Origin of the sequence: Peribacillus sp. NPDC096622, assembly GCF_044762665.1 — a bacterium.
In the GTDB taxonomy this organism is placed as follows: domain Bacteria; phylum Bacillota; class Bacilli; order Bacillales; family DSM-1321; genus Peribacillus; species Peribacillus frigoritolerans_B.
On sequence record NZ_JBIWES010000005.1, the window covers coordinates 13,873 to 28,323 of the forward strand.

Consider the following 14,451-nt stretch of genomic DNA (forward strand, 5'->3'; position numbering starts at 1 on the left):
TTAATCATACATATTTTTGTAAGTTCCACTTTTTTCTTTCACAATAACCTTTTTTTGAATTAACCCTACTATTCATTGATTTATCATCCTAAACCTGGGTCATTAAAGTAAATAACTTCTGAAAGAATCTTATTGCCCTGAATATTACAGAAAACATCCCTTGCTGCTTGTTCTGTTTCAAATTCATACATTACAATGCCTCTACTTTTATAGAGTGTGATGATCCACATTGAAAACCCTCCATTTTTAAAATATCGATTTGCACGATCTGCAAGATAGAGTAACCAGCCGTTTTACTAAATGACTCCCAAGAGTATCGCTGCTATTGTCATGACAGTGACAGTCCCTAATGCCCATTTTACGGCAAACCGCTGTAAATCCCCGAAGTCAGTGCCAACTAAACCTATTAGCAAATGTGCTGCAGCCACCAAAGGACTCAATACGTGTATCGGCTGCCCTATTAATGAGGCGCGCCCTATTTCTGCCGCGCTAATTCCATAAGCATCAGCGGCTTGTGCGATAATGGGAAGTACGCCAAAATAGAATGCATTATTGGACATAAAGAAAGTAAAAGGGGCACTGGCATACGCAACTATAACCGGTAAAAATGGTCCAAAAGATTCCGGGATTAAAGAGACCAACGTAATGGCCATTGCATCAATCATTTTCGTTCCAGACATGATGCCTGTAAAAATCCCGGCTGCAATGACAATTGAAACAACGGCCAATGCATTTTTCGAATGAACAGCGATTCTATCCTGCTGATCTTTCAAATCAGGATAATTGACCAATAACGCGACGGCGAAAGCAATCATGAATAAAATGGTCAAAGACATAAAATCAATGATTAATGATGCCATCAGCACAATCGTTAAAATGAAGTTGAACCAGACCAATTTCGGCCTGCGATAATCACGGGAAACCGTTGTTGCCGCTAACTCGGAATTGGCCTTCGAGTTCAAATCATTTGTGTGATTATGCTGGATCTCGACTACGCCCAATCTCTTTCGTTCCCCTTTTCCCAATATAAAAGCCACGACAAGAACCCAAATAAGGCCAAATCCCATGACAGGAATCATTGGCAAGAACAATTCCGATGCGTCAAGGTTCAACGATGCCATCGCCATAGCGGAAGCTCCCCCCCACGGTGTCATATTCATTACACCCATGGATAGCATGGCTACAGTGGCTAATATTATTTTGTTCATGCCCAGGCGCTTATAAAGGGGTAAAAGCGCTGAGACAGTAATGATGTAAGTAGTTGTCCCGTCCCCATCTAATGCGACGGTCATTGAGAGAATAGCGGTACCTAAAACTATTTTTAAAGGATCTCCTTTTACTATTTTCAATATTTTAGAAATAAGAGGATCGAATAAACCGGAATCTATCATTATTCCAAAATATAAAATCGCAAACAAAATCATTATGGCTGTTGAAGCTATACCTTCAACACCATCCTGCATCATGGGTCCCAGCTCTGTAAAAAATCCTCCAATCACTCCAAATATGATTGGAACGAGCATAATGGCCACTAGTGCCGATAGTCGCTTCGACATAATTAAATACATGAATACTGCAATCATCGAAAATCCTAAAATGGATAACATCTTCAAGCTCCCTTCTGTTTATAACCATCTTGTTTTGATAGCGCTTTCTTTAGAGACTATCATCCATTAAGCGTTATTCACATATAAAGAAAGTAATAATAGTTTTATTCATTTTTTTCACGCCTGAAAACGAAAAAAATCCCATTGATGAAAACGAATTTCATCAACTGGGATTTAAATGTGTTTTATTTTATATTTTCTTTCCGGCCTTCCGATGCTTCCATACAAAACCTCAACTTCCATTTCATCACAGGAAACTAAATACTCCAGGTATCTGCGCATGGTTGAATAACTAATTCCAACGAGCCGGCCTAGTTCATCAGCGTTTAAACTGCCATTGACGTTTTGAATCTTACTTCTGACCATTTTCAGGGTATGTTTGTCTATCCCCTTGGGAAGAGAATTTATTTGGACATCATTTGCTGTATTTGAATTACTTATGGTCCGAAAAAGAGTATCCACTTTATCTTGATTTACCAAGTCGCTATTATGCAACTGCCGTCTCGTCAGGTCGTATTGGTTGAGCGTCGCAAGAAGCTTATCGATAATGATCGGTTTTATAAGGTATCCAAAAGCCCCTCCCCTAATCGCTTCACTGACTGTTTCGGTATCGTTCGCGGCGGTGATCAGAATTACATCAATCCCCCGGTATTCCTTCCTAATTTCCCGAAGAAGGTCAATTCCATTCATATCAGGTAAAAAGATATCCAATAAAATTAAGTCCGGTTGTGCGGCATGCAATATATTCAGTGCTTGCTTGCCTGTGCTAGCTGTAGCAATGACAGTAAATTGATCTAGTTGATTTGTAAATTGTTTATATATATTCACTGCATTCTCGTCATCTTCAACAATGACAACTGTAATCGGTCCTTCGGACATTCTCACGCCTCCTTCTCTGCTTTAATATCCTTCGGGAAGACGACTGTAAATCTTGCTCCGCCCAAATAACTACGATCAATATAAATTTCACCGCTTAAAAGACCAAGGGAGTTTTTTACAATGGCCAAACCGATCCCATGATTTTCCCCATTTTTAGTCGTATAACCATCTGTAAAAATAATATCCTCCATTGCATGAGGGATACCAGGGCCGTTATCCTCGATATCAAATATAATTTCGTTTCCTAAATCCGTAAACGAAACTTTGACCTGTCCCTTATTTTTGTTCTTTTGCCGTGCTGCCTCCATCGCATTATCGATGACATTACCAATAACGGAAACCAAGTGATGGGAATCCTCAGGTTTTAATGAACTGTTTAAATTGCTTTCCTGCTCTATTTCTAAGATAACCTGCAATTCTTTTGAACGGTTTATCTTTCCAAGTAAACAGGCGGCGATTAAAGGGTCCTTTACCGATGACATAAGAAACGAAATGATATCTTGCCTCTCTCTCACTTCAGAGGAGATTATGTTCATTGCCCTATCATACTGTTTTAAACTAAGTAATCCATAAATGGTATTTAATTTATTTAAAAACTCATGATTTTGTGCCCGCATATTTTCTGAAAAGGCCTTGATTTCTGAAAATTCATCTGTTAATTGTTCAATTTCGGATACTGTTCTTATTGTTAAAACAATGCCCCTGACGTCATTATGATTTAAGATAGGGGATAAATCCAAAATGTATAGCTGTTGGCCTAAGAGTAACTTACGATTGAACTGTCCCTCTTTTGTGCTGATCACTATTTTGATGAGTTTTTCTAAATGTCCATTTACAATCCGCTTTCCCACCATAAGCTGATGATCATGAAACAATTCACGTGCTCTCTTATTCATGGAAGTAACCTGTTTTTCAATATTAATCGTAATGGTAGCATATCGGATGGCATCAAGTGTCGCTTCCCTTTCTTGAAAAAGAAAAGAAATTTCCTCAGGCTCTAAACCTAAAATAAGCTTTTTTAAGCGTCGCGCTATAAATATTGCCCAAACGATTCCTACACTGATTGGGATAAGTGACAATTGAATAATCTTCATTTTATAATTGGATAGTTGATCTTGCACATTCTCTACCAAAAACCCTACAGATGAAACACCGATAACTTCCCCTTTATCATTCCAGATAGGCGCCTTAGCTTTAATCGCTGGTCCCGATATCCCATTTCCTTGATAAATAATTGCTTTGTGTTCATTGAGAACTGCATCATTACTAGTAGCCGTAGGCTTCCCGATATATTCTGGATTGGGATGGGAGTATCGTAGTCCTTTATCGTTCGCAATGGTTACATAATCGGCACCTGTTGTTTGACGAATCATTTCTGATGCGGGTTGAATCACCTTTGAGGGCTCTTCATCGTTAAATCCCTGGATGATCGTTGGATTTTGAGCCGCTAATTTGGCCACCGTCATTGCTTGCTTCCCCATATGGTTTTCGACGATGTCTTCCAGCAGTGTAGAGAATAGAATGCTCACAAGTAAGGTACTGATAAAAACAACGAATATGATTAGTAATGTCATTTGAGTTAATAAGTTCACTCTAATTTTAAACATCTACATTAATGCCCTTAGCCTTTCCGTATTGATTGCTCATACTCGTATAGTAAATTAATGATTGAGACTGGGCGGGAGAAACTTTTTCTTTACAAAGTTCACCTAGTTAATAGTTCTTCCCATTCTGCAAGTGAAAGTTTTTCGGTCATATGCTTATATGCATCAGGGACTTTTATCGAACACATAAGTTCGAGACTATTGCCATCGGGATCATTGAAATAGACGGAAGCGTTTCCTTGGTTCGGACGCACAAAAGGTTCAATCGTTGTCCTTTTTCCAAAAGGGACGACTTCAATTTGCAAGGATTGAAGCCAAGTTAATGCATTTTTCATATTATCATAAGTTACCCGAAAGGCGATATGCCTTAGTGAAGGGTGGTATGGAGTTTGATATTCCTTTCCTTCCCATAAGCCGACCCAGCTTTTGTTTTCCTCGATCCAAAAGAAGGCAGTATCCTCATCCCTCCAAGCTAGTTTCAAGCCTATTTTCTTATAAAAATCCATAGAGATGGCCAGGTTCTTGACTGGCAAATGGGCTTCATATAAACCTTCTATCATATTACATTCTCCTTTCTCCTTTTACGTAAACGAACTCTTTTGCCGGGAAAATATCTCGCGATTATTTACTCTTAAGTCCTTTGCGACCGTCAAGCGGTCTAACTTACAGTGAAGCTCCTTTCTGTGACAGCCGCTACCTCCCCCTCTTTCCACAATTAAAAAAGTCTATTATATAGAAGAAAATGGATTTAAAGGTTCCAACTATAATGGTAGAATGTTAGCTTTTGACCCGTATCCGCACTAATTTCCTCATTAATCGAAATCCGATCAAAACCGTTTTTCACCAAAACCTTTTGGGAGGCGATATTGTCGCTTGTCGTTTTGGCATGTATTTGAGTCACATTCAATTCCGGCGCCAGCTTCACCAAAAGCTTTAAAGCTTCGTTCGCAATTCCTTTTTGCGTAAACGCTTCACCGATTCTATAACCGACATGAGCTGTACCATTAATCGGGTCGATATCCACAAGATTAATCCTGCCGACGATTATGCCTGAACCATCCTTAATCAAATAAAAAGAGGAGATGGAATCTTCCTGTTCTTTTAATAATTCCTTATGCCTGATTCCAAACGTTCCAAAGCTATAATAATCATCTCCCCGGCCTGGGACCATTTGCTCGAAAAACCTTCTATTATTGCATTCAAATGCAAATAACGCTTGTGCATCCCGTTCATTAAGTCTGTCAATGTATATATCCATCATTCTTTCATCCTTTCAAAAAAACGCTAAGCATAAGCGGCCTGATATATCATTCAAGAAAACCAAGGGCTTATCCTTCCTGATGAATATATTTAGAATAATTTTTCATTCAACAGTCTTTAGTAGCAATCAAGTGTTTTTGTTAAAGAATCTATTTTTAATCGTTCGATTTTACCAACATACCGTCTATATCGATAACACTGTCGCATACTGACAAAATTTGATACCCTCAATACCATATCATTCCAAGTGCGATTGGAATCATCATACCGACTAACTTCTATAAAAATCCAAGGATTGTTGAGAATAAATCTTTTTACACACGTTGTATTAAGTGTAAAAGCTTTTACAAAAAAACAAGGGGAATCATGTCATGAAGTCTACTGATAAAAATTTTATAAAGCGATTGCAACGCCAAGAAGAAGACGCATTGGAATTCATAGTGGATACCTATTTGCCACTAATCAAGGGGGTCACATATAAGGTTCTCTCTCCTCTTAAGAACGACGGTGTCATGGAAGAATGCATTAATGATATTTTTCTTTCAATATGGAACCATTCAAAAAAGTTCCATGGGGATACAACAGATTTCAGAAAATGGATTTGTGCGATCGCTAAGTTTAAAGCGATTGATTATTACCGAAAAGCCATGAAGAAAATGGAGCTTACATCAGGTTACACAGAAGTAGTTCCAGAAAAATCTGCAGAAGACGAACTAATTATTCTGGAAGACAGAAAAGAACTGCTTCAGTTAATTGACCTTTTAGAACCTGTAGATCGGGATATTTTTATCATGAAGTACTTTCTTGGTTTAAAAAATGAGGATATCTCGATAAAACTCGGGTTGACCAAAGCATCAATAGACAATCGAATTTATAGGGGAAAAAAGAAGCTAAGTCAAAAAGCTACGAATCTTAAGTTAGGAGGCAGTGTCGTATGAAGGATATTTATGAATTGTTAAATGATATAGACATAGACGAAACTGAATTTAAGGAAATGGAAGTCACCGAACTAGAAAAAGCTAAAGTCAAAAGGACCCTAAAAAAATCATTAAGTACAAAGAAAAAAATGAAACGCTGGCAAAAGAATGTTATGGCTGCTTCTATTATATTCGGGTTATCCACCGCAACGATTGGATTCTCGTTTACCGCTTCTGCTAAAAGCATTCCTTTGATAGGGGATATTTTCAGCTATTTTAGTAATGAAAACTCAGGTTTCTCCGATGATATCAAGAATGATGGAAAGGGTCTTTATAGTGATTATAAGGCCTACTCTAACGAAATTGGCTTTACCGAAGAAAGCAATGGCCTTACTTTCACGATAAATGACGCCATTTATGACGGAAAAACGGTAACCATCACTTATACTATTGAAAGCGAAGAAGATTTGGGTGACGGATCATTTCTTATTCCCAGCCCGAATATAAAAGAAATGAAAGCCCAAGGAGGATCGGATGGAATTTCAAAAGTAGCTGATAAAAAATATGTAGGCTTATTAACGGTTAGTAACTTAGAAGATCTTAAAGTAGATAAGGTAAATATAGACTGGGATATAAACAAGATTAGCATTACCGACATGGATAAAGAGATAAAAGGAAATTGGAACTTTGCTTTCTCTCTAAAAGCAACTGAAAGTAACGAGAGGTTCGTCAATAAAAGTGTGAATCAACATGGTGTAAAAGTATCCGTCGAAAAACTATCGATCTCGCCAATGTCCTTTGTGGTTGATTATCATCAAGAAGTGTCCGACTCAGTCAAAAACAAATGGGATGAAGCCTATGTGAAGTTGACCATTAAAGATGACTTAGGGAATGTATACGATGGTCAAGAAAACGGAGGAAGCGGTATTGATTCTTATAATTTGAACTTCAGCAAAACATTTCAAAAAATCGATCCAGATGCTACGCAACTGATTGCGACACCACATGTAACATTACGTAATTTCACTTCAGAGAACCACGGAGGAGTAACCATAACGGAAGATGGTGAGGAAAAGGTGTCATCCTTCCCAACAAAACCAAGAAGTGCTCCAAAAGAGTTGGTATTGGATGATATCGTGATTGATTTGAAGAAATAGCAATTTTACCTACAAGAGGTATACTGAACCCTAGATCCCAGAGTGGAGAAAGGTTCATGTATACCTCTTTTTTGTGACTTCTTATTCAGTCCATGAATATGGATACATACATGAATTACTTGAAAAGTCAAAAATAAATTATTTTTTTCTGGTAAAAAATCAACGGATGATGTATCATAGTCATCAGATATTCATTATTCTTATTTGGTTAATCGGAATTAGGAGGAATATATATGATTGGTTATGTGTTTTTAAATCTTGCCATAATGCTCGTTCTTTTAGGCGTTTTATTTTACATGAATAAGAAGCATATTTCCTTTACAAAAAGGGTCTTTACTGGACTTGGTTTAGGGATTGTATTCGGACTTCTTTTGCAGTATTTCTATGAACCTCAGTCAGAAGCGATCGTTAAATCGGTCGATTGGTTTAACATTGTAGGTTCCGGCTATGTCAAGTTCCTGCAAATGATCGTCATGCCGCTTGTCTTCATTTCAATCTTATCGGCATTCACTAGATTGAAACTGACTAGCAATATTGGAAAGATCAGTGTCCTGATCATCGGAATCCTGCTTGGAACGACTGCGATTGCGGCAGCTGTCGGGATCACTTCGGCAACTGTATTCAATTTGGAAGCCGTTCAAATTGAGCAAGGGGAAGCGGAGTTAAGCCGCGGGGATCAAATATCGGAAACATACGGTACGATTCAGGATAAAACGATGCCGCAGCAAATCCTTGAGTTGATTCCGTCCAATCCGTTCCTTGATTTAACGGGAGCACGTCCGACATCAACCATTTCCGTTGTAATTTTTGCTGCATTTCTTGGGATTGCCTATTTAGGGGTCAAAAGGAAACAGCCTGAACATGCTGAGTTTTTTGCTAAAATAGTAGATACATTGCACAGCATCATCATGCGCGTAGTAACATTGATCCTGCGTTTAACACCATACGGGATCTTGGCGATCATGACGAAGACTGTAGCAACGAGTGATTTGGATGCCATCCTGAAATTGGGGAAATTCGTAGGTGCCTCTTATGTCGCCCTGATTGTCATGTTCCTCATCCATTTATTGTTGCTGACGCTTGCAGGATTGAATCCAATCGTGTATTTGAGAAAAGCTTTCCCGGTATTATCGTTTGCCTTCACTTCAAGAACAAGTGCAGGAGCTCTGCCATTGAACATCCAAACTCAGAAACAACTAGGCGTGTCCGAGGGTATTGCCAACTTTGCCGGATCCTTCGGCTTGTCGATCGGTCAAAATGGCTGTGCCGGAATCTATCCGGCCATGTTAGCGGTCATGATCGCTCCAACGGTTGGAATCAACCCACTAGATCCTTCCTTTATCGCCATGTTGATTGCCATCGTGGCCATTAGCTCTTTCGGGGTTGCGGGTGTAGGTGGAGGAGCAACATTCGCTGCCATCCTCGTATTATCTGCAATGAACTTGCCAATCGCCTTGGCAGGACTGTTGATTTCCGTTGAGCCATTGATCGATATGGGAAGAACGGCTGTAAATGTCAGCGGAAGCATGACTTCCGGTATTCTAACTAGTAAAATAACGGGTGACCTTGATAAAGAACAGTTCAGCGAAGAATCATCTTTGAAAATTGAAGCTGAAATGTAAAAGAAAAAAGCATCAGACTTCCTGTCATGGGAGGTTCGATGCTTTTTTACATAGGCTGTACATTCAATTCTGGCAAAATTCTTGGTACAAAAAGTTATATGGGAATGATGATTGTAACCCAAGTTAAGATAAAATTCATTTTATATAAGTACATGCAAGATATTTTCTTGTTTCTTATATCTTCCCTTTATTTCTCCAACACCATTAATTGTAAGCGAATCAATGTTTTCAATGGGTTCATTCTCTAATATAAGGTGTATTTTATTTATCTTTTGAATTCCATCATCTACATGGGCAATAACCTGTTGTTGAATAAGAAAATCTTGATTGTTCATTCTTACTTTTATAAAGCTCTTATGTAAAAGTCTATCTTCTAAAGGGATGATATTCATCGGGTCAAAGGATACAGCAGTTATTTCCCCTTCAATATATAGATGAATTCCTGCTTTTTTATTAAACTCTTCAAATGCTTTAATTCTCTTTTCTTTAGCAAAATTAATGACTTCCTCTGTTTCAGGACTTATTTCCACATCCGCTATTGAATATTCCATATAGTCACAGGACTGCTGTTTTAATAGGTCATATAATGTATCTTCTTTATCAAAAAAACTTTCCATCCAGCCTGGTGAAAGCTCCTCCAGTAACAAACACATAAACAAACCGGAACTATAACAACTTCTTCTAATACTGGAAGTGGATTCATATTTGTTTATTAGGTGTTGTGCATACTTTTTTAAAACTGAATGGTAATCAAGCGGGCTTTTTTCCGAGTAAGCCCTCAATTCGACATACCACGCAGGTCCCTCAATGGTTTCAATCAATTTTTCATATGTTAGGTACTCTTCAATCTTACCTGCTCTTTTTTCCCTTAGGCAAATGAAAGCATTAAGGTATTGTTTCTTCTTTATTAGGTTATTTTCCAACAACGCACGATAAAGGTTTGTTCGTTCCTGATTTCGAAATTCCACATTTTCTTTTGACAAAGGATATGTGATTCCCATCATTTCATCGGGAAACCGTTTTTCCTCCTTTATAAATTGATAGCCGTGAAATAATTCATGAACGAGCATTGAATACAAATCTTCGTATTCCTCATAGCAATCCATATTAACAATTGCAGTGGGATATTCTTCATACATAATGATTGTGTCAGCAGTAAACTGGACATCCCACTTTAAAATATGATATGTACATGGTGGATTGTTACTGAATTTAGGATGATTGAATAGATAAACATTGCTCTTATCATATAATGCATATGCAACAAGTTCAAAACCCGGCCAATAATTTTCCAACTTTGCTTTAACCAAGTCTTCAGCAATTCGATCAAGATGATGAAGCATTCTTTTCCTCCCCTCCACTGTTTCAATTCGATTAAAAACATAATACCATATAATCATTTAACATAAATATCCAATTTTTAATAGAAAAACAAAAGCCACAGTAACATATCAGCTCATTGGAGCGAATATTCTTACGGTGGCTTTTTTACATGTGGTCACTTTTTAATTTGCCTTGCTGCGTAATGATTGGCCTGAAAACCCGATAGCGCATGGAACGTATACTGGACGGCTGCATATACCCCACATGCAAGGAGTATTCCTGCAAGTACATCCAATACAGCATGCTGCTTTGTAAATAGCGTGGAGAGGATGATCAGTGTTCCGAATGCAGTGACACTGGCATACTCCCATTTGTGCTCTTCTTTCCGCTTATGGGCGACGATCATCATGATGAATGTGGTCAGTACATGAATGCTGGGAAGACAGTTGACTGGTTGATCATGACTATAGATGAATCGCATTAACTGGGCAAAGATATCGTGACCCACCACTTCTGGACGAGGAACTGTCGTTTGCCAAAGGCAATATACAAGAAAACAGAGAAGTTTCCCTGATATCAAACTGCCTAATCCTACGAAATAGTGCTTTCGGTCAACATAACAATAGTAAATCAGCAATCCATAAATATACGGATACCAAAGTAAATAAGGAACGGCAAATTCCTTAATAAAGGGAATCTCCCCATCTATTATAGTCGTAACATCGACAGCATGACCTGAAGATTGATTGATGATTGAATAGATGGAACTAGTAATCACCAATAGTAATAAATAATATAACGGGTGAAAGGATAGTATGGAATTGTTTTTCATGGCTCGCTCCGGCTTTCAATATATTGGTTTTTTTCCAAAGATTATTATACACCATTTTTCACTAGATTAACTCTTTAATTGTTAAAGTTAACGATTCCCATGAACTAGTAAAATGGATATCTCTTACTTTTCATCAGACTAAGAATACATAACGAAAGCCATGGCATATACCACGGCTTGTATTGAAACTTATATACGAGAAGGCAAAAGTGATAACTCTTCTCTAGATTTTGTTATGGCGTTTTTTCCATATAAACGTTAAGGAAATGAAGATGTAGATGCAAAGTGTAATGATCGTAACGATTATGGATGTCGTGAAAATGATTCCGATCAGGATCGTTATTAAAGCGATGATCGCAGCCCAAGTCGTGTACGGGAACCATTTTACCGAATAGGCACTTGTTTTTCCGGACTGTTGTTTACGTGATTTCAAATGGGCGAAAGCAATGATCAACCAGATGAATAATACGGTATATCCCAGCGAACCCATTAGGAAATCGAAGGTCTTGCTTCCAGCAAATAAGGAAATCAGTACACCGCCATATAAAGCGGATGTACACATTAATATTGCGGGAACAGGTACTTTCTTCTTGGATAAACGGGAAAAGATTTTCGGGATGCGGCCATCCACGGCTTGAGTATACAGAACACGCGATGAACCATACAACCCGGAGTTCATCGATGAAATGATCGCTAATAGAACAACGGCGTTCATAATATGGTCGGCACCTGGAATCCCGATCATTTGAAAGACCATTACAAACGGACTTTCCTTCACCCCGTTTACTTCGTTCCAAGGAATTAAGCTAACGATGATGAAAAAAGGGATGATATAGAAAGAAATGATCCTGACCAATGTACTGCGAACGGCTTTTGGAACCACTTTTTCAGGATTTTTCGTTTCAGCTAATGTGACCCCGATGATTTCCGTACCGCCATATGAATAGATTACCACCAGCATCGCCGTGATCAAACCTGTCGATCCATTCGGAAAGAAACCGCCATGCTCGGTCAAGTTAGAAAAACCGACGGCTGCATGATCACCAAAAGTAACGAGCAGCAACAATAATCCAGCCATGATGAACACAATGATGACCGTAATTTTAATTAAAGCAAGCCAGTACTCCGTTTCAGCAAAGACCTTTACCGACAGCAAGTTAACCGCAGTAACTAAAACCGAAACAGCTAATGCCAGGATCCAGATTGGATATCCGGGCAGCCAATATTGAATGAAAATCGCCGCAACCACTGATTCGGCCGCAATATTCAATACCCACATTTTCCAATAAATCCAATCCAGGAAATAGGCAGGATACTTTCCTAAGATCGATTGGACCAAATCCCTGAATGTTCGTGCACCGCTATTGCGGACCGCCATTTCAGCTAAACCTTGCATGATGAATAATAGGATGATGCCTCCTATCAAGTACGCAATGATTACGGAAGGGCCTGCCATATCAATGGCTGAACTGCTTCCTTTAAATAAACCTGCCCCGATGGCACCGCCTAATGCCATCATCGTAATATGCCTTGAAGTCATTGTCCTCTGTAAATTCCGTTTGTCTGTTTCCATATCCTTACCTCCCAAAAATCAAAAAAAGCATATCGTCTCTTCCTTCATAATCAAATGAAGAAAGAGACGATATGCCTTAAGCTTACCGCGGTACCACTCTTATTGGCTCTTTTTTAGAACCCTGCTTTAAAAACCTTGTAACGAAGGTCAATCGTTAAAACAAAAGAATGGAATCATTCCTATCTTTCGTTTCACCACTCCCAGGCAAGTTCAAAGTATCATTGGACTGCGTTGCACCAACCCGCAGCTCTCTTCACCGAATAATGAGCTTTTACTACTCCTGTTCATTGCGTTTCGAAAATTATATCTGAATATTTCTAATAATATCCCATACTATACGGACTCAAAGTAAATTTGTCAATAACTTTCTTAGGATAATATTTTCCAAGCAACAAATCATGGGAAATCTTGTTGAGCCAACATAACGAAAATTGTAAAATACTATATATATCATTTCTACCTTAGTAATTATTTTCTTCCGTTTAATTCTGCCACCCCAATGTGCCTCACTGGATGGAAAGGCAAAACCGTGACCTTCCACTCTATCCTCAGTCGCCCCTTTATTTAACCATATATTTACTGTTATAGTATTTATATGAAGAAAATAAACCGAACGAATAACTTACTATCTGTTTGGAGGACATGATGAAAAAAACGTTAATGATTATGATTTTTTTATTATCTGTTTTGGTTGGGTGTAGTAACGGTGATAAATACATGAAACTTTCTGGGGAGAGCGATCATTGGAAAGGAGAGTATGTTGCAACCGCTACCGAAGATTCGGAAAATGGAACCTATACTTTTAAATATAAAAATGTTGATAGGGATGTATTTTTCAAGACTTTGGAGATTTCAATTAATGATGGAGAAACTAAGCAGAATGAAACAAACCTTGAAGGACCAACCATTGAAATTCCAACTGCATGCAGCGGCTGTTCAGTAACTAATGAAAGTTTCCCTATACATATAACAATTAATTGGGATGGTAATGAAGAAAGCTTTACTTTAGAGCAAAGTAAATAAAGAGGAGGGCGCATTCGCCCCTCTAGGCCAATTAATTTCCTTTGTTTACAAGCGCAGCTAACATCTGAAATAAGTAGCCAACGTATAGGCAATGACGAAAAGGCTTCCCGCAATAACAACTAATGACACCGTTCTAATTAGCACAAATTTCTCTGGGTCACAAATTCATCCAGCCCTTCCGTTTTATAATAACCGGAACATTACCTCCCGTTTACCTAATCAAATCAATAGATTCATAAAAGCCCAGACTCCCCTAAACGTTTAAAACTCCATCCCTAACCATGAAGCGGCCACCATCAGAACCCCAACGACAATCACTATAACCGGTCCTACAACAATTAATCCAAATAGCAATGAAACTACTGCGTCCAGGAAGATTCGAAATGGTCCTGCTTTTCCCTTTTGCTGCTGCGTTAATAAGTCTTCAAGATGACCGACTTTTTGCTTCAATTCCTGCAACTCTTGAATCACTTTTGTGTCTTGATCCATTAAATACCACCCTCTACAATTAGCAATAAGTGTTAATTCTATCATTTAAATCCATTTTAAAAAAGTGAGATTTAACCTTGAAACTAAATCTATTTTAAAACTATTTTTTCAAATTCTGTCATCAGTGATACAATAACAAGGTCTGAAATCAAACCAATCCATAGA

The 14,451-nt window shown here is 38.3% G+C and carries 14 protein-coding genes and 1 other annotated feature; of the genes, 4 read left to right on the forward strand and 10 right to left on the reverse strand.

What is annotated here, in order from left to right:
* Positions 1-83 precede the first annotated feature (83 nt).
* From ACIQYG_RS11115 to ACIQYG_RS11140, 6 genes are all read right to left on the reverse strand, one after another.
* Entirely contained in the window at positions 84-230 is a 147-nt protein-coding gene (locus tag ACIQYG_RS11115) for a hypothetical protein (RefSeq protein WP_402837970.1), read from the reverse strand.
* Between the two features lie 66 nt (positions 231-296).
* On the reverse strand, positions 297-1,607 hold the full coding sequence (locus ACIQYG_RS11120; protein ID WP_402837972.1) for a CitMHS family transporter: 1,311 nt from the start codon (positions 1,605-1,607) through the stop codon (positions 297-299).
* Positions 1,608-1,781: 174 nt separating this feature from the next.
* Positions 1,782-2,486 (reverse strand): response regulator, encoded by a 705-nt coding sequence (locus tag ACIQYG_RS11125; protein ID WP_402837974.1) that lies wholly within the window; start codon positions 2,484-2,486, stop codon positions 1,782-1,784.
* 2 nt (positions 2,487-2,488) lie between these two features.
* Complete coding sequence (locus ACIQYG_RS11130) at positions 2,489-4,093, reverse strand: ATP-binding protein (protein ID WP_402837976.1); 1,605 nt, start codon at positions 4,091-4,093, stop codon at positions 2,489-2,491.
* A gap of 98 nt (positions 4,094-4,191) precedes the next feature.
* Entirely contained in the window at positions 4,192-4,650 is a 459-nt protein-coding gene (locus ACIQYG_RS11135; RefSeq protein WP_402837978.1) for a VOC family protein, read from the reverse strand.
* Positions 4,651-4,838: 188 nt separating this feature from the next.
* Positions 4,839-5,348, reverse strand: coding sequence for a GNAT family N-acetyltransferase (locus tag ACIQYG_RS11140; RefSeq protein ID WP_402838465.1), 510 nt, complete (start codon positions 5,346-5,348; stop codon positions 4,839-4,841).
* A 373-nt stretch (positions 5,349-5,721) separates the two neighbouring features.
* Here ACIQYG_RS11140 and ACIQYG_RS11145 point away from each other — a divergent pair, with 373 nt between their 5' ends.
* The 3 genes from ACIQYG_RS11145 to ACIQYG_RS11155 all read left to right on the forward strand — a co-directional run bounded on the left by ACIQYG_RS11145 (position 5,722) and on the right by ACIQYG_RS11155 (position 9,046).
* Positions 5,722-6,288, forward strand: coding sequence for a sigma-70 family RNA polymerase sigma factor (locus ACIQYG_RS11145; RefSeq protein WP_402837980.1), 567 nt, complete (start codon positions 5,722-5,724; stop codon positions 6,286-6,288).
* Positions 6,285-7,424: a DUF4179 domain-containing protein gene (locus tag ACIQYG_RS11150; protein ID WP_402837982.1), complete on the forward strand. Its 1,140-nt coding sequence runs from the start codon at positions 6,285-6,287 to the stop codon at positions 7,422-7,424. The genes ACIQYG_RS11145 and ACIQYG_RS11150 overlap by 4 nt, the downstream gene beginning before the upstream one ends.
* Before the next feature lie 233 nt (positions 7,425-7,657).
* Entirely contained in the window at positions 7,658-9,046 is a 1,389-nt protein-coding gene (locus tag ACIQYG_RS11155) for an L-cystine transporter (RefSeq protein WP_402837984.1), read from the forward strand.
* Positions 9,047-9,186: 140 nt separating this feature from the next.
* Here the strand turns inward: ACIQYG_RS11155 and ACIQYG_RS11160 are convergent, their stop codons facing one another.
* The 3 genes from ACIQYG_RS11160 to ACIQYG_RS11170 form a co-directional block, all read right to left on the reverse strand.
* Positions 9,187-10,389 carry a hypothetical protein gene (locus ACIQYG_RS11160; protein WP_402837986.1) on the reverse strand — a complete coding sequence of 401 codons (1,203 nt, stop codon included), beginning with the start codon at positions 10,387-10,389 and terminating at the stop codon, positions 9,187-9,189.
* Positions 10,390-10,544: 155 nt separating this feature from the next.
* The gene (locus ACIQYG_RS11165; RefSeq protein WP_402837988.1) at positions 10,545-11,201 is read right to left on the reverse strand and encodes a phosphatase PAP2 family protein; all 657 of its coding nucleotides are present in this window, start codon (positions 11,199-11,201) and stop codon (positions 10,545-10,547) included.
* Positions 11,202-11,424: 223 nt separating this feature from the next.
* Complete coding sequence (locus tag ACIQYG_RS11170; RefSeq protein WP_402837990.1) at positions 11,425-12,774, reverse strand: amino acid permease; 1,350 nt, start codon at positions 12,772-12,774, stop codon at positions 11,425-11,427.
* 59 nt (positions 12,775-12,833) lie between these two features.
* Positions 12,834-13,071 (reverse strand) — a binding site (T-box leader).
* A gap of 345 nt (positions 13,072-13,416) precedes the next feature.
* On the opposite strand from ACIQYG_RS11170, the gene ACIQYG_RS11175 reads away from it, so the two are divergent.
* A complete protein-coding gene (locus tag ACIQYG_RS11175) occupies positions 13,417-13,797 on the forward strand; it encodes a hypothetical protein (protein ID WP_402837992.1) in 381 nt (126 codons plus the stop codon).
* 261 nt (positions 13,798-14,058) lie between these two features.
* Here the strand turns inward: ACIQYG_RS11175 and ACIQYG_RS11180 are convergent, their stop codons facing one another.
* Positions 14,059-14,286, reverse strand: coding sequence for a hypothetical protein (locus tag ACIQYG_RS11180; RefSeq protein ID WP_402837994.1), 228 nt, complete (start codon positions 14,284-14,286; stop codon positions 14,059-14,061).
* Positions 14,287-14,451 lie beyond the last annotated feature (165 nt).